Source organism: Pseudomonas sp. C2B4, from assembly GCF_013359695.1.
Lineage (GTDB): Bacteria > Pseudomonadota > Gammaproteobacteria > Pseudomonadales > Pseudomonadaceae > Aquipseudomonas.
This window is the reverse complement of sequence record NZ_JABFMU010000005.1, coordinates 29,211-50,985: the sequence shown is the minus strand read 5'-3', so window position 1 is coordinate 50,985 and position 21,775 is coordinate 29,211. Positions and strand designations below refer to the sequence as shown.

Genomic DNA, 21,775 nt, shown 5'->3' with positions numbered 1-21,775 from the left:
TAAGAATGTTTATATAACCAGAAGAGATTATTTGGCGGGACAAGGGTTTGCGGGGGCCTGCGTCCTTCACAACCACACAACACCCCTGTGGGAGCGAGCCTGCTCGCGAAAGCGGTGCGCCAGTCAATATTGATCTCGACTGACACTCCCTCTTCGCGAGCAGGCTCGCTCCCACAGTTTTTTGCATCAGTTGAATGCGATCACCGGCACATGCGCCCAATCCAGCTGCTCAGCCGGCACTGGCCGCCCGAACCAGTACCCCTGCCCCAGATGGCTGCCATGTTCAAGCAGGAACGCCGCCTGCTCGGCCTGCTCGATCCCCTCCGCATGCACTTGCATCCCCATGCTCTGCGCCAAGGCGATGATGACCCGCACAATGGCCGCATCGTCCTCATCCCACGGCAACCCGGCGACGAACCCCTGGTCGATCTTGAGCTTCTGCACCGGCAAGCGCTTGAGCCGCAACAGTGACGAATAACCGGTGCCGAAGTCGTCGATGGCCAAACGCACACCCAACTCACGCAGGCGATGCATCTGTTCCAGCGCGACTTCCGGGTCTTCCATCACCGCACTCTCGGTCACTTCCAGCTCCAGATACGCCGGGTCCAGGCCGGTTTCGCGAAGCACTTGCGCCACTTGCTGGTACAGCTCGCGGCGGGCAAACAGCCGCGAAGAAACATTCACCGCCACGAACGACAACACCACGCCGGCCTGCTGCCACTGGCACATTTGCCGACAAGCCTGCTGCATCACCCAAGCGTCGATTTCGGCGATCAACCCGGTTCGCTCGGCCACCGGTATGAACTCTGCCGGCGACACCAGGCCTCGCTGCGGATGCTCCCAGCGCACCAGTGCCTCGACGCCGATCAATCGACGGGTCTGGAGGTCGTGAACCGGCTGGTAATAAACGCGCAATTGCTCCTGGTCCAACGCGTGGCGCAATTCGAATGCAATTTCGACCCGCTGCTGGGCATGGGCCGTCAGCTCTTCGGTATAGAGCGCGTAGTCATTGCGGCCGCTGCTCTTGGCCTTGAACAGTGCCGAATCGGCATTACGCAACAATTGCTCCGCGCTCAAGGCATCGCTGGGGAACAGGCTGATGCCGATACTGGTGTTGATGAACAGCTGATGCCCGTCGATCGCGAATGGCTCCTTGAGGCCATCGATGATTCGCCGGGCCAGCGCCGCAGCCTGTATCAATTGCGGACAGCTCTCGGCCAGCACCGCGAACTCATCGCCGCCCAGTCGAGCCAGGGTAATGCCCGCGCCGAACATGGCCTTCAAGCGCTCCGCCACCGCCTTGAGCAGTTGGTCGCCGACCGTGTGCCCGAGGCTGTCATTGATCATCTTGAAATGATCCAGATCGATCAGCAGCAGCGCACAACCTCGCTTGTGGATCTGCGCCGACGCCAGGGCCTGTTCGGCACGATCGGTGAACAGCAGGCGATTGGGCAGGTCGGTCAGCGGATCATGGTGGGCCAGGTGGGTTAGCTCGTGTTCGGAATTCTTGATCGCGCTGATGTCGGAAAACACCGCCACGTAGTGGCTCAGTTGCCCCAAGTCGTCATGAATGACGCGGATGGTTTGCCATTGCGGATAAATTTCACCGTTTTTGCGGCGATTCCAGATTTCCCCGCTCCACTCACCGGTACTGTCGAGGGCCGCGAACATTGCCTGGTAGAAATCCACCGGGTGACGGCCAGACTTGAACAGGCTGGGCCGCTGACCCATGACTTCTTCGGTTTGATAGCCGGTAATGTCCATGAAGGCGCGGTTGACGTGCACGATCAAGCCATCGCGGCCGGTGACCAGCACGCCTTCGCGGGTGCAATCGAATACGGCGGCCGCCTGTCGCAAGCGCTCACGATCTTCGTTGTGCGTGCGTAATTTTGCGCCGATCCCCAGGCAACCAAGCAGGCGCGCCCTGGCGATGAAGATCAATCCCGCGCTGACCCCTATCCAGGCATAACCGTTGATCAGTTGCCACCGCCAGCGCTCGGCCGAGCTATCGAAGAAACTGTTCAATAAATAGCCACTCAGCAGTAGCCACACCACAGAGAGCAACAGGTAAAGCAGCGCTGCACGCAAGGCATCGCGATAGCTGGCAGACATAAGGCTGTCCATGTCCCTACAAAAATGCCGGGATTATAGGTTAAAGACACACCCAGCCACTCTTATCTGAAAGGGCGACTGGTTTTCTCTGTGGGCTTGGTGATAATGCAACGGCTGTTTTTTTCTTTATCGAGGGCCCTACAGGCTATGTGGTACGAAGGTTTACTCGGCTTGTCGCCCTGGTCATTGGTGGCAGTCACCCTGCTGATGACCCACGTGACGATTGTCGGCGTCACGGTCTATCTGCACCGCTATTCAGCCCATCGCTCCCTGGAGCTGAATGCCGGCCTGAAACATTTCTTCCGCTTCTGGCTGTGGCTGACCACGGCGCAGAACACCCGCGAGTGGACCGCCATCCACCGCAAGCACCACGCCAAATGCGAAACCGAGGATGACCCGCACAGCCCGGTCATCAAGGGCTTGTCCACCGTTCTGCGCAAAGGTGCCGAGCTGTACCGCGCCGAAGCGGAAAACCCCGAGACCCTGCGCATCTACGGCAAGAACTGCCCCGAAGACTGGATCGAGCGCAACCTCTACACCCGCTTCCCGCTGCTGGGCGTGGCGATCATGGGTGTCATCGACTTGCTGCTGTTCGGCACCATCGGCATCACCATCTGGGCCATCCAGATGATGTGGATCCCGGTCTGGGCCGCCGGCGTGGTCAATGGCCTGGGCCATGCCGTCGGCTACCGCAACTTCGAATGCCGCGATGCGGCGACCAATCTGGTGCCTTGGGGCATCCTGATCGGCGGCGAAGAACTGCATAACAACCATCACACCTACCCTAACTCGGCCAAACTGTCGGTGAAGAAGTGGGAATTCGATCTGGGCTGGGCCTGGATTCAAGTGTTCAGCTTCCTGCGCCTGGCCAAGGTTCAGCGCGTCGCGCCGATTGCCCACCGCGTCGAAGGCAAGGGCAACCTGGACATGGACACCGCCATGGCCATCCTGAATAACCGCTTCCAGATCATGGCCCAGTACCGCAAATTGGTGATCGGGCCGCTGGTCAAGCAAGAACTGGCCAAGGTCGATCACTCGGTCCGCCACCAGTTCCGTCGTGCCAAGCGCTTGCTCTCGCGGGAAACCAGTCTGCTGGACGATAAACACCACGTCCGCATCCAGAACATGCTCGAACACAGCCAGGCGCTGAAGGTAATTTACGAAAAACGCCTGGCCTTGCAGCAGATCTGGGTCAAGACCAGCTCAAATGGTCATGACATGTTGGCCGCCATCAAGGATTGGGTACACGAAGCCGAGGCCAGCGGGATTCAGTCCCTGCGCGACTTCGCCGATCAGTTGAAGACCTATTCCCTGCGCCCTGCCGCCTGACTGTGCAGATGCTGTAAACCTGTGGGAGCGAGCCTGCTCGCGAAGAGGTCGTTTCAGTTGATAGAGATGTTGACTGACACACCGCCTTCGCGAGCAGGCTCGCTCCCACATTGGTTTTCGACCTGCATCAAGGATGCCGTACGGCGGGATCCTTTCCCCTAGCCAGGGAAAGCGGGAACTTCGCTCCAAATCTCCCCTCTCAAAGACACTTCGCCATCCAGGCGGGCTCCGTTGTGGCCGCTTTCGAACCTTGAGCGGCGAACGCCCTTTGAGATTTGTGCCGATGGTCATCAAGAACCTGAAAGACCCTTCTCCACCGCAGTGGCCCGAGGCCGCGCAAACCCTTATGGCGTTGATGCACGCCCAGGGTGAAGTGGCGCGCCTGAGCGAACGCGAACAGCTGCTCAGCACCTTGCTGGTGAGCGTCAATGCCGTGCTCTGGGCATTCAACTGGGAAACTCGCCAGGTGCTGTATGTCAGCCCCGCTTATGAGCGGATCTTCGGTCGCTCCGCCGACCTGCTACTGACCGACTGCAACCAATGGCGCGACGCCATTTACCCCGAGGATCTGGAATACGCCGAGCGCAGCCTGACGGAAGTGTTGGTCAAAGGTGCTGTCGAAGATCGCGAGTACCGGATCATCGACGCCGAAGGCCAGGTACGCTGGCTCAGCGACAAATGCTTCATCAATCGCCAGGCTGAACCGGGACAGCCGGTGATCATTGTCGGCATCGCCGAAGACATCACCGACAAGAAGCAGATGGAAACCGAGCTGCAACGCCTGGCCACCACCGACGCCCTGACCCAAAGCAGCAACCGCCGGCACTTCTTCGAAGGCGCGAACGAGGCGTTCGAATCCGCACGAAAAAACGGCACGCCGCTGTCATTCCTGATGCTGGACATCGATGACTTCAAAGCGATCAACGACACCTACGGTCATCTGGAAGGCGACAACGTACTGCAGCGTATCGCCGACAGCGGCCGCGCAGCCTTGCGTCGCGGTGATCTGTTCGGGCGCATTGGTGGCGAGGAGTTTGCGGCAGTGTTTCCCGGCTGTACGCCGGACATGGCCCGGCAAGTGGCTGAGCGCCTGCAACGGGAGATTCAGGGCCTGAGCTTCGACCATGATGGGCAGACATTCGGCATCACCGTCAGCCAGGGACTGAGCAGCCTCGCGGCCGAAGATGACAATATCGAAAGCCTGTTTGCCCGGGCGGATGCGGCGATGTATCAGGCCAAGCGCGATGGCAAGAACCGGATTGTCACGGCCTGACAAATCCCCTCCCTGTAGGAGCGAGCCTGCTCGCGAAAAACCTGAGAGCACCGAGGTCATTCAGGTTTCCCGCGTTATCGTTGACCTCCATCGCGAGCAGGCTCGCTCCTACAAGGGATTTGCGTGAGCCTTATTTCTTGCGCATCCGAATCAACTCCGGCAACCCGATCTGGAGCAACCGCGCCGTCCGGCTTTTAGCCAGCTCCTCAATGCCCTCATGCTCGGTCAGGCGCGCCAGTTGCGCCGCCATGTTCATCACCAGCGCTTCGCGCGAGTAAACCCCGCCACCGAGCTGATAAGCCGCCGCAATCAGCTGTCGCAGCTCCAAGGGCAGGCGCCAGCGGGTCCTCAACGCCGAACCGTAGGCCGCTCCGAATTGGGCGAGGGCTTCGCCGACCTCTTCCTGACCGTCCAGCTCGCCGCCGGCCTGCTTCCACTCCTGCAGACAACGCAACAACGCCAGGTCGCCGAGGCGATGCAGCATGCCGGCGCAATAGCAACGCGCCTGATCCAGGTCCAACAAGCGCGCCAGGGTGCGCGCGTATTCGGCGGTGTGCAGCGACAGGTCCCAATAACGCTCGGCATAGTCCGCCAGGTACGGATCGCTGAGCTTTGCGCTGCGCTTGAGGGCCAGCCCCAAAATCAGGTTCATGCTTTGCCCGGTGCCCAGTCGGTGCAGTGCCTGGGCCAGGGTTTGCACGGCGGCGCCATGATGCTGGGCCGCACTATTGGCAGCGGCGATCAGCACAGCAGTGACCTGCGGATCGGTGCGGATCTCGTCTTCCAGTTTCGACAGGTCGAGACCATTGGGATTGAGGCTGCGTTTGACCGCCAACTGCACGTCGGTCATCAACGGCGCACCTTCCGCCAATTCACGACGACGCTCCAGGTACACCGGCAGGGTCATTCCGGGCGCCAGCGACGGCACCTCACAGGAGACTTCCTGACCGGCATCGAGCAGCAAGTCCTGCAAGCGATGGGTCAGGCTTTCCATGTTCAGGGGTTTGGTCAGGTACGCGGCAGGCGCCAGCGGCAGGGCCTCACGCACACTGGCGCTGTCATTGCGGCTGCTCATCAGAATGAAGGGCAGTGGCGGATTGCGTTTGCGCTGGCGCACGCTGCGCAACACGTTCAGGCCATCGACACCGGGCAACTCCCAGTCAGCGATCACCAGATCGTAAGGATTGGCGGCCAGCAACTCCAACGCCTGCTGGCCGTCGGCACACAGGTCCAGTCGCGCATCGCAGCGTACGTTCAGCAGTACTTCCTTGAGCAGATCGCGGGACCAGGGGTCGGCCTCGGCGATCAGCACTCTGGGAACGGCGGGTAAATTGACAACAGTCATACAGCTCTCCCTGGCAATGCCTGAACCTTAGCGAATGCTGGCGATTCGATACAGCGCAAAAGAGCCAGTAGTATTACGACTGGCATGAAAAAACCCGCCGAAGCGGGTTTTTTGTCGATCAGGTCACACTCGGTGATCAGAGTTCAGCAAAGCACTCTTCGATGATCGCCAGACCTTTGTCCAGTTGCTCGTCTGGCGAAGTCAGCGGTACCAGGACACGCAGAACGTTGCCGTAGGTGCCGCAGGACAGCAGGATCAGACCTTTGTCACGCGCCTTGGCCACCACGGCTGCCACGGCAGTCGGGTTTGGCTTGTGGCTGTCGCCACCTTCGAACAGCTCGACAGCGATCATCGCACCCAGGGCACGAACTTCACCGATGACCGGGTACTTGGCCTGGATAGCTTTCAGGCCAGTCACCAGACGCTCGCCGACAGCTTTGCAGCGGTCCAGCAGGTGCTCTTCTTCGAACACTTCCATCACGGCCAGGGCCGCGGCGCAAGCGATCGGGCTACCGGCGTAGGTGCCGCCCAAGCCGCCTGGAGCAATGGCGTCCATGTATTCGGCCTTGCCGCACACACCGGCCAGCGGGAAGCCGCCAGCGATGGATTTGGCGAAGGTGGTCAGGTCGGCGGCAACGCCCATCTGTTCCATGGCGAAGAAGGTGCCGGTACGGCCAGCGCCGGTTTGTACTTCGTCAGCGATCAGCAGGATGCCGTGCTGGTCGCACAGGGCGCGCAGGCGCTTCATGAATTCTTTCGGAGCGACGTAGAAACCACCTTCGCCCTGAACCGGCTCGATGATGATCGCAGCGATGTCACGCGGCTCGGCGTCGTTCTTGAAGATGCGTTCGATGCTGGCGATCGAGTCGTCGATGCTCACACCGTGCAGTTCGTTCGGGTACAGCGCGCGGAACACGCCGCCTGGCATCAGGCCCATGCCGGCCGAGTAAGGCACGACTTTACCGGTCAGGCCCAGGGTCATCATGGTGCGACCGTGGTAAGCGCCGGTGAAGGCGATCACGCCGGCACGGCCAGTGGCGGCACGGGCGATCTTGATGGAGTTTTCTACGGCTTCGGAACCGGTGGTCACCAGCAGGGTTTTCTTGGCGAAATCACCTGGCACCTTGGCGTTGATTTTTTCGCACACTTCTACGTAAGGCTCGTAGGCCAGTACCTGGAAGCAAGTGTGGGTCAGCTTGTTCAGCTGCTCGGTCACGGCGGCGATGACTTTTGGGTGCACGTGGCCGGTGTTCAGCACGGCGATACCGCCGGCGAAGTCGATGAACTCGCGACCTTCAACGTCGGTCACGGTAGCGTTCTTCGCGGAATCGGCGAAAATCGGGTGAATCTGGCCAACACCACGTGGAACAGCAGCGGTACGGCGGGCCATCAAATCAGCGTTAGTCTTGCTCATTACATTCCTCATTCGCCGCTCATCGGTCGGCGTGGTTCAAGGATTAAGCAGCGGGGAGGCACCTGCGGCAGCATGCGATGATCGACTGCCACAGCGTTCCCCGTCACAGAGAAAATTCCTGTTTAAAGCGGCGCAAAGGGACAGCGCTCTCGTGCCCTTTGCGCTTGAAGCAATGCCTTGCCAGGGAGCTTAGATGCCCAGGCAGAGGTATTTGATTTCCAGGTAATCTTCGATGCCGTACTTGGACCCTTCACGGCCCAGGCCCGAGGCCTTGATGCCGCCGAATGGCGCGACTTCGTTGGAGATCAGACCGGTGTTGACGCCGACCATGCCGTATTCCAGGGCTTCAGCCACACGGAACACACGGCCCAGGTCGCGAGCATAGAAGTACGAGGCCAGACCGAACTCGGTGTCGTTGGACATCGCGATCACGTCGGCTTCGTCTTTGAAGCGGAACAGTGGCGCCAATGGACCGAAGGTTTCTTCCTTGGCCACGGCAGCGTTGTTCGGCACGTTGGTCAGGATGGTCGGCTCGAAGAAGTTGCCTTCCATCGGCTTGCCACCGGCCAGAACGGTCGCGCCTTTGCTCAGGGCGTCGGCGATGTGCTCTTGCACCTTGGCCACGGCTTTTTCGTCGATCAGCGGGCCAGTGGTGGTGCCGGCTTCCAGACCGTTACCGATCTTCAGCTTGGCGACGGCCACTTTCAGCTTCTCGGCGAAGGCGTCGTAGACACCGTCCTGAATGTACAGACGGTTGGCGCAAACGCAGGTCTGGCCGTTGTTGCGGTATTTGGAAATGATCGCGCCTTCGACGGCCTTATCCAGGTCCGCGTCGTCGAACACGATGAACGGCGCGTTGCCGCCCAGTTCCAGGGAGACTTTCTTGATGTCCTTGGCGCATTCCGACATCAGCTGGCGACCGATTTCGGTCGAACCGGTGAAGGACAACTTGCGCACGATCGGGTTGCTGGTCAGCTCGGTACCGATGTCGCCGGCGCTGCCGGAAACAACGCTGAACACACCGGCAGGAATGCCGGCACGCTGGGCCAGTTCAGCCAAAGCGAAAGCGGAGTACGGGGTTTGCGAAGCAGGCTTGAGCACCATGGTGCAACCAGCGGCCAGGGCCGGGCCAGCTTTACGGGTGATCATCGCGGCCGGGAAGTTCCACGGGGTGATCGCTGCGGTCACGCCGATTGGCTGCTTGATCACGATCAGGCGCTTGTCTGGCTGGTGGCCCGGAATCACGTCACCGTAGATGCGCTTGGCTTCTTCGGCGAACCATTCGATGAAGGAAGCGGCGTAAACGATTTCGCCCTTGGCTTCGGCCAATGGCTTGCCTTGCTCCAGGGTCATCAGGCGAGCCAGGTCGTCCTGGTTCTCGATCATCAGTTCGAACCAGCGACGCAGTTTGCCCGCACGCTCTTTGGCGGTCAGTGCACGCCAGGCCGGCAGCGCCCTGTCGGCAGCTTCGATGGCACGGCGGGTTTCGGCAGCGCCCATTTTCGGCACGGTGCCCAGAATTTCGCCCGTTGCCGGGTTGTTGACCTTGATCGTCTGACCATTGTCCGCATCAACCCAAGCGCCATCGATGAAGGCTTGCTGGCGGAACAACTGGGTGTCTTTAAGCTGCATGTCGGCTTTCCTTAACAGCACCGCAATGGATGCGGAGCAAATTATGATTGTAGAAAGGCGCCTCAGTAGGCTGCCGTCAGGGAAATCATTCACCGGGCTGAAGCACATAAATAGCGCACGGATTGGACTCGTGCGGTTCAGCACCCAGACAAGAGCGTTTGAAATCTCAAACGAATCCTAGGATCAAAGGGGGTAAAGGACAATAGGGCGTTCGAAAAAAAGAACGAAAACGCCGCATTTGCCTGTTTTTTCTGATCAACGTAGCAAACGCAGGTTACGCTTGTGAAAACAGCAAGCGATTCAGCAGCATGGACGCCTGCCATGCATATGAGTATCATGGCGCCCGCTTGCACCAGTAGCTCAGCTGGATAGAGTACTGCCCTCCGAAGGCAGGGGTCGTGGGTTCGAATCCCGCCTGGTGCGCCATACGCAAGAACGAGAAAGCCCCAGACCGCAAGGTCTGGGGCTTTTTTGTTGCCCCTGGAATTCGTCAGATCCGGAAGCTGCCCACCAACTGCTTCAAGCGGCTGGCCTGCTGTTCCAGGTCCGAGCAGGCGCGCAAGGTGAACTGCAGGTTCTGCATGCCTTCCTGGTTCAGCGTGTTGATCTCATTAATGTCCATGTTGATCGAGTCAACCACGGCCGTCTGCTCTTCAGTGGCGGTGGCCACCGACTGGTTCATCCCGTCGATTTCACCGATGCGCTGGGTCACGCTGCCCAGGCGCTCGCCCGCCTGGTTGGCAATCGACACGCTGTCCTGGCTGTGGCGCTGGCTTTCGCCCATGGTATTGACCGATTCACGGGCGCCGACTTGCAGCTCCTCGATCATGTTCTGCACTTGCTGCGCCGATTCCTGGGTGCGGTGGGCCAGATTGCGAACTTCGTCAGCGACCACGGCAAAGCCACGACCCGCCTCGCCAGCACGCGCCGCTTCGATGGCCGCGTTGAGCGCCAGCAGGTTGGTTTGCTGGGAAATGCTGGTGATCACTTCGAGGATCTGACCGATGTTCACGGTCTTGCTGTTCAGCGTTTCGATGTGCGAACTGGAAGTGACGATCAGGTCCGAGAGGCGGTTCATGGCCTGAATGCTGCGATCGACCACTTGCTGGCCTTCTTCGGCCAAGTGGCGGGCGGAGCTGGCGTGTTGCGAAGCTTGTGCGGCGTTATGTGCGATTTCCTGGGCAGCAGCCCCCAGTTGATTGATCGCGGCGGCGACGCTGTTGGTGCGGTTGACCTGCTCGTCGGAATTGACCATCGAAGAGTTCGATGCGCTCACCACACGCAGGGCCACTTCGTTGACCTGCTCGGTGGCCGACGACACTTCGCGGATCGAGGTGTGAATACGTTCCACGAAGCGGTTGAAGGCGTTCCCGAGAATGCCAAATTCGTCCTGGGTATGAATGACCAGGCGTTTGGTCAGGTCGCCTTCACCTTCGGCGATATCCTCCATGGCCTTGCTCATGGCCTGCAGAGGTTGCAGCAGCAGACGAATCAGCATGCCCAGCAGAGCGATGATGAAGACCACGGCGATCACGGTGGCAACGACAGCCGATGCACGGAATTCACTGAGCCTGGAAAAGGCCTTGTCCTTGTCGATGGACAGCCCTATGTACCAGTTCACCGAAGGCAAGCCCTTGATCGGGGTGAACGTGACGAGGCGGGTCTGGCCATTGGCCTGGACTTCAGTCAACTCGCCGTTGATCCGTGGCGTCCCCTGCGGAAAGAGGTCGTTCAGGCTCTTCATCTGCATGTTTTTGTCGGGGTGGACCAACACCTTGCCATCGGAACTGACCATGAAGGCGTAACCCGCTCCACCCAGATCCAGTTTGTTGATGATGTCGACCAACGTACCGAAGCTCACATCACCGCCGATCACCCCGACGGTCTGCCCTGACTTGCGGATGGCCGCCACCATGGAGACTACCAGCGTGTTAGTGGCCATTTCGACGTACGGCTCGGTCATGGCGACGGTACTGCTGGCCTCGGCAAGCTTGTACCAAGGGCGTGTGCGAGCATCGTACCCGTCGGGCATCTTTGCATCAGGCAGGATGGCGAACTCGCCTTTGGTGGTACCGACGTAGGTGCTGGGGAAGCTCGACACCAGCGTTTTCTGCGCCATCAACGTGGTGATGCTGGCCATCTCCGGGTTCAAGGCCGCGTTTTGCGCCAGGTTTTCAACCAGCAAGGTGCGACCATCAAACCAGTTCTTGATGTTGGCCGCAGTGACTTCACCCATTTCATGTAGGTTGTTTTCCAGATCCTTGCGAATGGCGTTGCGCTGGAGGTAGTCGTTGTACAGCGTGAATAGCGCGAAGGCGACTACCACGATCAGCGACGCCGCAAAAAGGATCTTGTGGCTGAATCGGAGGTTTTTATTCATAACGGGTCGTGTCCACGAAGGCGTTATTGTTGATTGGCACGAGCTATATCGACCGACTGAATAAAATACTGAACATCTTTGTTCGTTTTTCTAGACGCGGAAGGATCCCCCGCGAGCGTGGGTTCGAATCCCGCCTGATACGCCATGAATAGACGTGAGAAAGCCTCGGGGCCGCTGGGCCTGGGGCTTTTTTGTGGGTGGTACATCAGAGAGCACGACTCAAACACTCAATCGCTCAATCAAACCGCCCCCCCGACTCGGACAAATACCGCAAAACTATTTTTTTCCCGCCGTACTTCACGCTCTCCAGAATGCCTCCCCGAGGACCGAACCAAAGGGAACGCCATGCGTTTGATAAGGAATGTCGACAAGGGCTTTGAACAAACTGAAAGCCCCAACACCGCAGCCCGGTTGGTCAACGACGCGCTGATGCGAGGTCGCCACAACATCGCAGGACTCGCTCATTTTGGGAGCTCATCCCGCTTCGACAGCGTCAGCGAAATTGTCGAGGCCGTCCGCAAGGGTGATTTGTTGCTGGTAAAGGAACGCTTTGCCAGTTCAGGCGGTGGCTTCATCGCTAGGCTGGCGCCAGCGCCTGAACCAATCTATATCCCCCCAAAAGATCCATGGCCACAGGCCAAGTCTCGCGACGATCAGGTCTTTGCCAAATCCTGCATCCCAGAGAACTGGTGCCGCACCGACGCCGGCACCACTGCGGAGCCCGCTTCGAACTTCGGCAAGGTAATGGTTGCCGGCGCCATGCTTTTTCCTTCCGCCCGCACCGCCATAGCGACGGCTCTCGGCGCCGATCTGGCGCTAGGTCGCATGGCCGGTGGCGGCATTCTGCAACAGCGTCTCAATTGGGCAATACGCGGTGCAGGCGGGCCCGCCAGTGTTTTCATACTGGGTATGCTTCCGACCAAGATGGGCGATGGAACGCTTCACACTGACAGTCAGCTGCGCAGCATGACCCGCGCACCCACCCGTGTACGTTTTCAGTTTCGTCGCGATGCCGACGGCGTACTACAGGTCTACGGCATCCACACCACCGCATCAGGCGACGACACCGTACGCACGGTGCAAGCCACCTGGAACGCCGATAAAACCGCGTTGGAGGCCAAGCTCAACGGCATAACTATTATGTGGACACCCCAGAGCGGACCACTGGGGCAGATGCCACCACTGATCTATCCCGACAGCAGCAGTGAACAGTTCAGCACCATCCTGGTACACCCGATCCCGGAAAATACAGACAGTCAACTCAATGGCCTCCCCGGCGAAGACATAACGACCGACGACTGTATTCTGGTGTTTCCAGCGGACACCGGGCTGAAGTCGATGTATTTGGTGTTTGCTCGGCCTGTCGGTGGCGATCATAGCTACCATCCCGCCCCCAAAACACTGACTGCCTTCCCAGATGCCACACGCGCAAAACAAATGTCGAGTGTCCAAGGGGGAGGCAAAAAGCGAAGTCGCTGGAAAGATCGCAAGGGCAAAATTTATGAATGGGATTATGAGAACGGCAGAATTGAACTCTACGACAAGCAAGGTAAGCATCTGGGAGAGTTCAACCCCGAAACGGGAGAACGTACAAAGGATGCTGAACCAGGGCGAACCACAACAAAGTGATATCGGAGAGCAATAATGTTTTTAGAGATTACGGGCTTTCTTGCAGGCAAAAACGAAGACGATTCGATCAAGTTTGAGCTCGACGTTAGTCCTGAATTTGAGCAAGCGGTAATGGGCATATTGGGTTGGGATAGCTTGGCGGCGGAAGCTAACGGCGAACTTCCGCTAACCGACGGACAGGTCCAACAATTGGAAATTGCGATCCAACAGTCGTTACCGAAAGAATTGGAGCTATTCATCGGAGTACGGGCATAGCAGAGTCACCCGATCCCGGAAAACACAGACAGTCAGCTCGAAGTCCTACCCGGAGAAGGCATCACCACCGACGACACGACTTATCGCCAGAGCAGGTCAATCGTCTTGAAACCATGACTGGAAAGTTCTTCAGCAGCCCTGACTTCATCTTTCAGCTGTCTTGTTCAGCTTGAACGCAATTACTGTGGCAAGCGGCTTTGCCCCAAACTCTGCCCGCGCAAAAATTTGCGCGAACATGATTTCAGCAAAGCCGGCTGTACTATCTATCGAAACGAGAACGCCATCAGGTCTGATGGGGCTGGGGCATTTTTGTGGCCCACAAAAAAACCGCCAAAGCGGTTTTTTATTCCGTCGTCCAATCAAACTCGTCGTACTCATCATCCTCGTCGTCCTCGAAGAATTCCTCTTCAAGAACGTCTTCTTCCTCTGCATCACCTTCTTCCGGCTGATTCAGCAGAAAATCCTTACGACTCTCAGTAATCGCGCGCCGTAGCTCTTCGCCCTTTTCCGGGCAGTTGAGCATTTGGGCGATGCGGTCGATTTTTTTTGCCACGGTTTCCTCCAACCCCATCGGCGATGGCTTGATAGTGCGCGCTTTCGGGCGCGGATGCCAAATCGCCGCGGGTTGGTTGGGTCAGTTTTTTTGCAGGGCCTTGAGTCGGGTGGTGAGGTTTTCGTCGGGATAGCGTTTGTGCAGGTCGGCCAGCAGTTTGTTTGCCGCTTGGGTCTGTCCGGTTTTTTGCAGGCGCAGGACTTCCCGCAGTTGTTCATCCAGAGACTTCACCGGTGCCGCTGCGCGCTTGCTGACTTTGGCTTCGTCAGCCATGTCGGCGCTGAAGGATTCGCGCTGTGCGGGGGCTGCCATTTCCGCCATGGGCGCCGCTGGAGCAGGCATTGCCCCGGCCGGGGCGGCGAGCGAACGGGCAGCTGCCGGTTCGGCCTCTTGTTTGGAAACCGGCGCGGAGGATTTGGGCGCAGGCGCGAAATCGTAGCTCGGCACTTCCGGCGTGCGTTGCACCAGCGCCAGCATCAACGCGACGCCGACGAGGCTGGCGAATGCCACTTGCCAGCGGGGCTGTTGGCAGGCGCGAACCCAGCGCTGCCAAAGGTTCGGCTTCGGCGTCGGGGCCTCGCGCTGCGCGGCAGCCAGGATGAAGGCATCGAGGTGGGCCGGTGGTTCGCCGCTTCCATGCTTTCGATAGTGTTCAACGACCTGTTCTGGCGGTGTCTGGCGGGCGTCAGTCATGTCAGTACCTCCTCGGCCAGCAGCCGACGCAGTTTTTGCTGGGCGTAGCGCAAACGGCTTTTGACCGTTTCCAGCGGTGTTTCGGTAAGGGTGGCAATCTGCGGCAGGTCGAGATCGCTGTAGGCGCGCAGCAGGAACACTTCGCGCTGATCGGCGGGCAACATTTGCAGGGCGGCTTCCAGGCGCTGGTTGTCGCGGCTCAGGCTCAGCAGTTGTTCGGGATCGGATGCATCGTCGGCCAAAGCATGGGCCTGTTCGTCGTAACTGTCGTGCAACGGTTGATGAGCACCGTGCTTGCGCCAGTGATCGATCAAGCGGTTGCGGGCAATCTGGTACAGCCACGTACGAAATGTCGCTCGACCTTGTGGCTGGCTGCCGCTGCGGATCAGGCTCAGCCAGGTTTCCTGATACACCTCCTCGGCCCGTTCCGCGCTGCCGCTGAGCCCCAGCAGAAACCGGTACAACCCCTGGCGATGGCGCGTGTACAGGATCTCGAACGCCGCGCCGTCACCCTCGCGATATCGGGCCAGCAGCGATTCGTCGCTGCTGGCCTCAAGGCTGTTTGCAGGCGCAAACAGCTGGCTGATGAACCCCTTGAGTCGGCTCACTATTCAATCCGTCGTTCAGTGACTGTTGGATTCGACGCCGTGGTGGTGCGCAGGCTCTGAGCCAGTTCCACCAACTGCACGAACTCGCTGCGCAGGCCGAAGCGGTCTTCGCCCCGTGCGCCACGGGCCAGCGCTTCGGTGTCCTTGAGGCTGAATTCGCCGGTATAGCGACCCTCCTTGAGCTGCTGGGAAAACGCGGCGACCGCGGCGGCAAAGCGCAGGTCATCACTGGCCGGTTTCGCGCTATCCGTGATGGGCCGCTCGATCAGGCGACTATTCCCACCTTCCGGCAGTTGATATCGCACACGCAGCATCGCCAATTCCCCACTCTTCTCGGAAACCGCAGCGTTCGCTTTACCGTAGCGCAACGGCTCCAGCCACCCCTTCTCGCCCGTGGGGACAATTTCGTACAGCGCCGTCACCGTATGCCCTGCCCCGATTTCACCGGCATCGACCTTGTCGTTACTGAAATCCTCACGCTTCAACGCTCGGTTTTCATAGCCCAGCAGGCGATATTCACTGACTTGCGTCGGGTTGAACTCGACTTGCAGCTTCACGTTTTTCGCCACCACGGCGAGGGTCGAGCCGAGTTGATCCACCAGCACCTTGCGCGCCTCGCGCAGGTTGTCGATGTAGGCATAGTTGCCATCGCCGGCATCGGCCAGTTGTTCCATCAGGTGTTCATTGTAGTTATCCACACCAAAACCCAGAGTGGTCAGGGATACGCCGGTCTTGCGTTTATCCACAGCCATTTGCTTGAGTCTGTCGAAGTCGCTGATGCCGACGTTGAAGTCACCGTCGGTGGCCAGCAGCACGCGGTTGATGCCTTTGGGGATAAAAGCCTGTTGCGCCTGTTGATAAGCCAGTTCGATGCCCGAGGCACCGGCGGTGGAGCCGCCTGCCGTCAATTGGTCGATGGCGCTCCGAATCTTCGCTTTTTCCCGTCCGGAAGTAGGCTCAAGCACCACGCGGGATTCGCCGGCATAGACCACCAGCGACACCCGATCCTGCTCGCGCAGTTGATCGACCAGCAATTTCAGCGTGCTTTTGACCAGCGGCAAACCCTCGCGACGGTCCATTGACCCGGACACGTCCACCAGAAATACCAAGTTCGCCGGGGCCAGTTCCGCCACCGCACGGTCCGACGCCTTGATGCCGATACGCAGCAGGCGGGTATGCGGGTTCCACGGCGACGCCGCCAGTTCGGTGGTCACGCCGAAAGGCGAGCCATCGGTGGGCAACGCGTAGTCGTAAGGGAAGTAATTGACCATCTCCTCCAACCGCACCGCGCCTTCCGGTGGCAGCCGTCCCTGATTGAGCAAGCGGCGGACGTTGGCGTAGGCGCCCGTGTCGACGTCAGCACTGAAGGTCGAGACCGGCGCTTCGGCGACGCTGTGGATCGGGTTGTCGGCCAGGGTCTGGTATTGCTCGCGCTGTTCGTCGCGATAGCCCTGTGGATAAGTTTCACCGGCCGGCATCGGCGCGTAACTGGCCATGGGGGCTGCCCCCACGTTGCGTTTGGCCATCGCCCTGTCAGCCCTGATGGATTCGGGCTGCGTCACGGCTTCGGTTTTCAGTTCAGCGGGGGCCGGTGGCGGCACCGCCGCAGACTCGGGTTTTGACGAAACGCCACAACCGGCAATCGCCAGCAACAACCCGACGGCGAAACCCTGGGCAGCCGGACGAAGGAAATGCAGAGGAAGGGACATGGGAGCTGACCTCAGGAGGAAATTGATCCATTCATCCTCTAAGACGGACAGCCCCAACGATTCGGGTTAAGCCACGCTGAAAAATCTTCAGCGGTGATAACGCCGCACCACGCTGCTGTTTTTCAACACATGGCCTTTGATTTTTTCCAGGAACTGCGTGCGGGTCAGGCCGGCGGGCAAGGCGTCCGGGGCAAGATCCAAGGCGTAGAGCTGGATGATGTAATGGTGCGCGCTGTCGCCAACCGGAGGGCAAGGACCGACATAGCCGGTGGTGCCTTTGCTGTTCGTGCCGCCCACACCTTCAAGCGCGGACTTGGCCCCGACACCCGCCGGAATCTGATGGGTGCTGGCCTTGATGCCGTAATGAATCCAGCTATCGATGCCCTGGCCTTTCTGGCCGTCCGGGTCGTGCATGACGATGGCGTAGCTGAGCGTGCCTGCCGGGCCGGCGTTCCAATTCAGCGCCGGCGACACATTGTGCCCGCCACACCCTGGGGCATCGCTGGCCGCGGCCGAGGTGAACAAGCGGTCATCCGAGACGCCCGGGATGTTCAGGGTGAATCGTTCCTGGGCCGCCTGCGCCGAAAATTGTACGCAAAGGGCGACTGCTACGGCTGCCAGCCAAGGGTTCAGTGAGGTTAATCGGGTCATTCCGGAGCACCATAAGCGGGTGGGGCCGTCGTCGGCGTGCAAACTATAGCCGGACCGTTCGCGCCTTGGCAGTGGGATTTGGCTGAACCTCGGAATTGGGGCCAGACTCATAAATGAAATGCCTGTCTGGAGAGCGATCATGATCCTGCATCGCGTCGCCCGTTTCGCCGATATTCCCGAAAATCGCGGACTGGAAGTCCAGGTCGAGGACAGCAAAATCCTCCTGCTCAAAGTCGGCGATCAAGTGCGCGCCTATCAAGGCGAATGCCCTCACGCTGGAGCGCCGCTGGCCGAGGGCGCGCTGTGCAATGGGCGCCTGACCTGCCCGTGGCACAAGGCTCAGTTCCGCATCGAGGACGGCGGGTTATGTGAACCACCGGCTCTCGACAGCCTCAAGCGCTACCCGCTCGAAGTGCGTGACGACGAGGTCTGGGTTGGCGATCAACCGCTGGCCGATCCACACACGCCTCCCGCCGATGACGAGCGAACCTTTGTGATTGTCGGCGCCGGTGCCGCAGGCACGGCGGCTGCAGCGGCACTGCGGGAAAAAGGCTTCGGTGGCCGGGTACTGTTGATCGACCGCGAAAGCGGTGCCGGTTACGACCGGACGGTATTGAGCAAATTCGTGATTTCCGGAGAGACGCCACCGGACGATGTCCCCACGCTGCGCGATGAAGACTTTTATAAAGAGCAACGCATTGAGCGGATCAACGCTGAAGTGGTGAGCCTGGATTCCACCCACCGAACACTGCGGCTGAGCGATGGCCAATCGCTCGATTATGACGCCGCCCTGCTGGCAACCGGCGGCACACCGAAAACGCTGGCATTGCCCGGTGCCGACCTGCCGCAAGTGTTCGTTTTACGCTCAAGGGACCATGCGCAGCAGATTCTGAAAAGCGCCAAACCCGGTCAACGGGCAGTGATCATTGGCGACAGCTTCATTGCCATGGAGTCCGCATCATCCCTTCGACAATATGGCCTGGACGTTACAGTCCTGGCTCGTCAGCCCGTGCCTTTGGCCAAACAGTTCGGCGAGACCGTCGGCAAGGCGATACTGGCTCTGCATCAAACCAATGGCGTGGTGTTTCATACCGAAGGCGAAGCAGCGCAGATTGAGGGAACGAACAAGGTTGAAGCGGTGCGTCTGAACAATGGCCACCGGTTGCCGGCGGACTTGGTGTTGGTGGGTATTGGCGTGAGTCCGGCGACCGGGGCGTTTACCGATCTGCCTAAGGAAAAGGACCTCTCACTGCCGGTCGACGGTGGCATGCGTGTGACCGACGGGCTCTGGGCGGCCGGTGACATCGCGACCTTCCCCCTCAACGGCCAGCCCCAGCGCATCGAACACTGGCGCCTAGCCCAGCAACAGGCGCGGATCGCCGCTGCGAACATGCTCGGTGGCGACGAGCATTACCTCGACGTGCCGTATTTCTGGACGTGGCATTTCGGCAAAAACTACGACTACCTCGGCCACGCCGAGGCCTGGGATGAGGTCGAATTCAAGGGTGATCCGTTCAATCCGCCCTTCATAGGGTTGTTTGGCAAGAACGGGGTGGTGACGGCCGTCGTGGCCTGCGATGAAGAGCGGACCGTGGCGATGCTGGCCGAAAGGATGAAACAGCCGCTTTCGGTGGATGAGGGGTGGCGGTTGATTCGTGACCTGAACTGAAGACTCATTCAACCGCGGGCAACACATTTGTGGCGAGGGGATTTATCCCCGTTGGACGGCGTAGCAGTCCCATTTTTGGGGCCGCTTCGCAGCCCAACGGGGATAAATCCCCTCGCCACAGGTTTGTTTTCAATCTGATGCAGAGCAATTACTGAACTTCGCCCGCACCACCGAATTTGCTCATCAGGAAACCGACGAACTCTTCAACCGTCATTTTCTGGCCGTTGAAATCCACCTGATTGTTGGCGTAGTGCAGTTTGCTGACGACGTTGTTGCCCTCCAGTTTTGCCAATTGGCTACCGACGGCCATGCTGCTGAACATGTCGGCCGTGGCCGTGGCCTGATCGGCAATCAGTTTGGCATCGGTCTGGCCATCGATTTGCGACTGCACGGTGAGTACGTCAACGATCATCGGCTTGGACACTTGCAGATTGATATCCAGCAATGCAATCAACTGCCGGACCAGTTGATCGGCCGGCAGGTCGATCGCTTGCGGCTTGGTCAGGTCGAGCACCAGATTGGCGCGGCTTTCGCCGTTGGCGGTGTTGAACGAGAGGTTCTCCAGCGCGACTTGCGGACCGGCTGCGAGCAACTGTTCCAGATTGGTCTTGAGCTGCGCCTCTTCAGCCTCGGTGAGCTGAAGCTCCGGTACCGGTTGGCCCGTCTCTGCTGCCTCGGCGGCAGCTTCCTCATACGGTTGCAACTTGGTCTGGTAGATCTGCATCAACGACAGCGTGGCCGGGATGTCGAGGTTCTTCAGGCTCATGGCCATTTGCGCCGAACCGATCGCCTTGTCATTGAGGGACACTTCGCCAATTTTGTAATCGGCACGCCCCGATGCGCTGGTGCCCGATTCCGACGTCTGGTTTTTCATTTCGAAATTCTTGAAACCCAGCACCGATTGTTTCGGGCCGAAGGTGGTTTTGCTGTGCTTCAACTCGACCGTGTTCTCGCCGGTGTAGTAACCGTAGGTACTTTTGCTCAGGTTGCTGGCCAGGGTCAGGCCGTTCAACTCAAGCTGCACCGGTGTCTGGTCTTCGGCAACCGTGGTCAGCTTCAGGCTATCCATGTAGCCATCGGCCTTGACCTTCTGCGCTTGGGCACTGGCCGCGACGTCGACCTTCAGACCCGAGAACTTCAGGCTGGATTTATCATCCAGCGCCGTTTCAAGCGGCAGCAATTCCAGCGTGCCGTTGGTGGAGTTGTCGTATCCGATGTTGACCACCCCTTTGAGCGGAGAAGCCTCCTTGGTGGCGGCGAACCATTTTTCCGTGATCGGCGTTTTTTCCAGCTCGTAATGACTGGTGGCCATGACTGGCAACCATTTCAGCGACACCAGGCGCGAGAACGGCAGCGGACCGTGTTCGAGGCGATCGGTGAACAGCAGCTCGACCGGCGCCTCGCCGAACATCTCCCCTTCGGCCTTGAGGCGATAGTGCGCAGTGCTGCTGAACACGTGACGCTCCAGCGACACCAGCTCGACCTTGGCCGTGCCCTTGTGCCCGACCAGCGCAGCCTGCAATTGCTGGTTGGCATCCGCCAGGGAAGTGTTCAGCACGCTTTCGATTTTGGTGCCGGTGTACCACGCACCGCCGACGCTGATTGCGCCGATGGCGACAACGATTCCCAGAAGCACGCCTGCTGATTTATTCATGAATGACCCGTTCAATGTCCGTTGTTGAAGGTGTGGTCGTCTTCCCTGACCCATGACGGGTTGCGGTCGCGACTGCGCTTGAAATGGGGTGCAGATTAGCATCAGGCACGCGGGGCGGCCCAATGATTAAAGGTGAAAGAGTGTCATAAGCGGGTAAGGCTTTGGTGTTCATGAGAACGCCTTCGCGAGCCTGCTCGCGAAGGCGTCAGATCAGGCAACATCAATTCAGGAATACTGAACCTCGATCTCATCAAGCTGATGATCAAAGGTTTTGAGCCGCGCCGTCCAGGTGTACACCAGCACCTCAAAATCCCGATTGATCACCGCCCCACCCGTCACTTCCCCACGGGGGTCGCAGAAATCCAGTTGATAGCGCTCGCGGGCCATGGCGGTGGCGACGTCGGCCAGTTCCCGGGCGTTGTTGAGCCAGTGCCGACCGTCGTCGGCCACTTGTTTGTCCAGCTCCAGGCATTGCTTCTTCAGGGTTTCGAGGCTTTTTTCCAGCGGCGTGCCGGTGAGTTCGCCCATGACCTCCTGGAACGTGCGCCCCGGTTGCCAGTAACTGCCCCAGAAATAGCGGTCGAACACCGTTTCGACACGGCGTAGCGCCACCTTGGTGTCCCAGATCAGCACCAGGGTCTTGCCTTGTTCGAGTTGTCTTTTTTTGATCCGCTGAGTCTGGACGGACGCCCAGGCCACCACCGCGATGGACATCACGGCAATCAGCGCGACGGCACTGTCGAGAAACACCAGCGCCGTGTCGATCTGCTGGGCCAGCATGATGCCGTAGAAATAGGTAGCCGTAAGCAGCACTAACGCCACGACGGCACACCAGAAGCCGAGAGCATAAGGGTTTTTCATTATTGGTT

At 59.4% G+C, this 21,775-nt stretch carries 17 protein-coding genes, 1 tRNA gene and 1 pseudogene; 6 read left to right on the top strand and 13 right to left on the bottom strand.

Annotated elements, in window-relative coordinates; translation table 11 throughout:
- Window positions 1-186 precede the first annotated feature (186 nt).
- The gene (gene dibA, locus HNQ83_RS05745; RefSeq protein ID WP_175388057.1) at window positions 187-2,112 is read right to left on the bottom strand and encodes a phosphodiesterase DibA; all 1,926 of its coding nucleotides are present in this window, start codon (window positions 2,110-2,112) and stop codon (window positions 187-189) included.
- 147 nt (window positions 2,113-2,259) lie between these two features.
- On the opposite strand from dibA, the gene desA reads away from it, so the two are divergent.
- Together desA and HNQ83_RS05735 are read left to right on the top strand one after the other, a co-directional pair.
- Entirely contained in the window at window positions 2,260-3,441 is a 1,182-nt protein-coding gene (desA, locus tag HNQ83_RS05740; RefSeq protein ID WP_175388056.1) for a delta-9 fatty acid desaturase DesA, read from the top strand.
- A gap of 283 nt (window positions 3,442-3,724) precedes the next feature.
- The gene (locus tag HNQ83_RS05735) at window positions 3,725-4,714 is read left to right on the top strand and encodes a sensor domain-containing diguanylate cyclase (RefSeq protein WP_175388055.1); all 990 of its coding nucleotides are present in this window, start codon (window positions 3,725-3,727) and stop codon (window positions 4,712-4,714) included.
- Window positions 4,715-4,844: 130 nt separating this feature from the next.
- Here the strand turns inward: HNQ83_RS05735 and HNQ83_RS05730 are convergent, their stop codons facing one another.
- The 3 genes from HNQ83_RS05730 to gabD form a co-directional block, all read right to left on the bottom strand.
- Window positions 4,845-6,059 carry a response regulator gene (locus HNQ83_RS05730; protein WP_175388054.1) on the bottom strand — a complete coding sequence of 405 codons (1,215 nt, stop codon included), beginning with the start codon at window positions 6,057-6,059 and terminating at the stop codon, window positions 4,845-4,847.
- A 136-nt stretch (window positions 6,060-6,195) separates the two neighbouring features.
- Complete coding sequence (gabT, locus tag HNQ83_RS05725; RefSeq protein ID WP_175388053.1) at window positions 6,196-7,473, bottom strand: 4-aminobutyrate--2-oxoglutarate transaminase; 1,278 nt, start codon at window positions 7,471-7,473, stop codon at window positions 6,196-6,198.
- A 189-nt stretch (window positions 7,474-7,662) separates the two neighbouring features.
- Window positions 7,663-9,105 carry an NADP-dependent succinate-semialdehyde dehydrogenase gene (gabD, locus tag HNQ83_RS05720; protein ID WP_175388052.1) on the bottom strand — a complete coding sequence of 481 codons (1,443 nt, stop codon included), beginning with the start codon at window positions 9,103-9,105 and terminating at the stop codon, window positions 7,663-7,665.
- Between the two features lie 349 nt (window positions 9,106-9,454).
- Between gabD and HNQ83_RS05715 the strand changes: the two genes are divergently transcribed.
- Window positions 9,455-9,531: transfer RNA gene (locus HNQ83_RS05715), tRNA-Arg, on the top strand.
- A gap of 64 nt (window positions 9,532-9,595) precedes the next feature.
- On the opposite strand, the gene HNQ83_RS31565 is transcribed toward HNQ83_RS05715, so the two are convergent.
- The gene (locus HNQ83_RS31565) at window positions 9,596-10,360 is read right to left on the bottom strand and encodes a methyl-accepting chemotaxis protein (RefSeq protein ID WP_372241877.1); all 765 of its coding nucleotides are present in this window, start codon (window positions 10,358-10,360) and stop codon (window positions 9,596-9,598) included.
- A gap of 93 nt (window positions 10,361-10,453) precedes the next feature.
- A pseudogene (locus tag HNQ83_RS31560) lies at window positions 10,454-11,341 on the bottom strand (cache domain-containing protein); the annotation flags it as partial.
- Between the two features lie 489 nt (window positions 11,342-11,830).
- Here HNQ83_RS31560 and HNQ83_RS05705 point away from each other — a divergent pair.
- Both HNQ83_RS05705 and HNQ83_RS05700 read left to right on the top strand, forming a co-directional pair.
- A complete protein-coding gene (locus tag HNQ83_RS05705; RefSeq protein WP_256668868.1) occupies window positions 11,831-13,114 on the top strand; it encodes an S-type pyocin domain-containing protein in 1,284 nt (427 codons plus the stop codon).
- Window positions 13,115-13,129: 15 nt separating this feature from the next.
- Window positions 13,130-13,369: a pyocin S6 family toxin immunity protein gene (locus HNQ83_RS05700; protein WP_175388050.1), complete on the top strand. Its 240-nt coding sequence runs from the start codon at window positions 13,130-13,132 to the stop codon at window positions 13,367-13,369.
- Window positions 13,370-13,712: 343 nt separating this feature from the next.
- On the opposite strand, the gene HNQ83_RS05695 is transcribed toward HNQ83_RS05700, so the two are convergent.
- The 5 genes from HNQ83_RS05695 to HNQ83_RS05675 form a co-directional block, all read right to left on the bottom strand.
- A complete protein-coding gene (locus tag HNQ83_RS05695; RefSeq protein ID WP_175388049.1) occupies window positions 13,713-13,922 on the bottom strand; it encodes a hypothetical protein in 210 nt (69 codons plus the stop codon).
- A gap of 81 nt (window positions 13,923-14,003) precedes the next feature.
- On the bottom strand, window positions 14,004-14,615 hold the full coding sequence (locus tag HNQ83_RS05690) for a hypothetical protein (protein WP_175388048.1): 612 nt from the start codon (window positions 14,613-14,615) through the stop codon (window positions 14,004-14,006).
- The gene (locus HNQ83_RS05685) at window positions 14,612-15,193 is read right to left on the bottom strand and encodes an RNA polymerase sigma factor (RefSeq protein ID WP_178131845.1); all 582 of its coding nucleotides are present in this window, start codon (window positions 15,191-15,193) and stop codon (window positions 14,612-14,614) included. The genes HNQ83_RS05690 and HNQ83_RS05685 overlap by 4 nt, the downstream gene beginning before the upstream one ends.
- Window positions 15,194-15,222: 29 nt before the next feature.
- Window positions 15,223-16,932, bottom strand: coding sequence for a VWA domain-containing protein (locus tag HNQ83_RS05680; RefSeq protein WP_175388046.1), 1,710 nt, complete (start codon window positions 16,930-16,932; stop codon window positions 15,223-15,225).
- An 87-nt stretch (window positions 16,933-17,019) separates the two neighbouring features.
- Complete coding sequence (locus HNQ83_RS05675) at window positions 17,020-17,583, bottom strand: YbhB/YbcL family Raf kinase inhibitor-like protein (protein WP_175388045.1); 564 nt, start codon at window positions 17,581-17,583, stop codon at window positions 17,020-17,022.
- Window positions 17,584-17,722: 139 nt separating this feature from the next.
- On the opposite strand from HNQ83_RS05675, the gene HNQ83_RS05670 reads away from it, so the two are divergent.
- Window positions 17,723-19,252 (top strand): apoptosis inducing factor family protein, encoded by a 1,530-nt coding sequence (locus HNQ83_RS05670; protein ID WP_175388044.1) that lies wholly within the window; start codon window positions 17,723-17,725, stop codon window positions 19,250-19,252.
- 148 nt (window positions 19,253-19,400) lie between these two features.
- Here the strand turns inward: HNQ83_RS05670 and HNQ83_RS05665 are convergent, their stop codons facing one another.
- A complete protein-coding gene (locus tag HNQ83_RS05665) occupies window positions 19,401-20,906 on the bottom strand; it encodes a YdgA family protein (protein WP_175388043.1) in 1,506 nt (501 codons plus the stop codon).
- A gap of 225 nt (window positions 20,907-21,131) precedes the next feature.
- Window positions 21,132-21,767 carry an NADH:ubiquinone oxidoreductase subunit N gene (locus tag HNQ83_RS05660; protein WP_175388042.1) on the bottom strand — a complete coding sequence of 212 codons (636 nt, stop codon included), beginning with the start codon at window positions 21,765-21,767 and terminating at the stop codon, window positions 21,132-21,134.
- Window positions 21,768-21,775 lie beyond the last annotated feature (8 nt).

Bases quoted from the DNA above. Each gene is read 5' to 3' on its own strand.
- dibA (WP_175388057.1), bottom strand. From the start codon at position 2,112: ATGTCTGCCAGCTATCGCGATGCCTTGCGTGCAGCGCTGCTTTACCTG.
- desA (WP_175388056.1), top strand. From the start codon at position 2,260: ATGTGGTACGAAGGTTTACTCGGCTTGTCGCCCTGGTCATTGGTGGCA.
- HNQ83_RS05735 (WP_175388055.1), top strand. From the start codon at position 3,725: ATGGTCATCAAGAACCTGAAAGACCCTTCTCCACCGCAGTGGCCCGAG.
- HNQ83_RS05730 (WP_175388054.1), bottom strand. From the start codon at position 6,059: ATGACTGTTGTCAATTTACCCGCCGTTCCCAGAGTGCTGATCGCCGAG.
- gabT (WP_175388053.1), bottom strand. From the start codon at position 7,473: ATGAGCAAGACTAACGCTGATTTGATGGCCCGCCGTACCGCTGCTGTT.
- gabD (WP_175388052.1), bottom strand. From the start codon at position 9,105: ATGCAGCTTAAAGACACCCAGTTGTTCCGCCAGCAAGCCTTCATCGAT.
- HNQ83_RS31565 (WP_372241877.1), bottom strand. From the start codon at position 10,360: ATGGTCAATTCCGACGAGCAGGTCAACCGCACCAACAGCGTCGCCGCC.
- HNQ83_RS05705 (WP_256668868.1), top strand. From the start codon at position 11,831: ATGCGTTTGATAAGGAATGTCGACAAGGGCTTTGAACAAACTGAAAGC.
- HNQ83_RS05700 (WP_175388050.1), top strand. From the start codon at position 13,130: ATGTTTTTAGAGATTACGGGCTTTCTTGCAGGCAAAAACGAAGACGAT.
- HNQ83_RS05690 (WP_175388048.1), bottom strand. From the start codon at position 14,615: ATGACTGACGCCCGCCAGACACCGCCAGAACAGGTCGTTGAACACTAT.
- HNQ83_RS05680 (WP_175388046.1), bottom strand. From the start codon at position 16,932: ATGTCCCTTCCTCTGCATTTCCTTCGTCCGGCTGCCCAGGGTTTCGCC.
- HNQ83_RS05675 (WP_175388045.1), bottom strand. From the start codon at position 17,583: ATGACCCGATTAACCTCACTGAACCCTTGGCTGGCAGCCGTAGCAGTC.
- HNQ83_RS05670 (WP_175388044.1), top strand. From the start codon at position 17,723: ATGATCCTGCATCGCGTCGCCCGTTTCGCCGATATTCCCGAAAATCGC.
- HNQ83_RS05665 (WP_175388043.1), bottom strand. From the start codon at position 20,906: ATGAATAAATCAGCAGGCGTGCTTCTGGGAATCGTTGTCGCCATCGGC.
- HNQ83_RS05660 (WP_175388042.1), bottom strand. From the start codon at position 21,767: ATGAAAAACCCTTATGCTCTCGGCTTCTGGTGTGCCGTCGTGGCGTTA.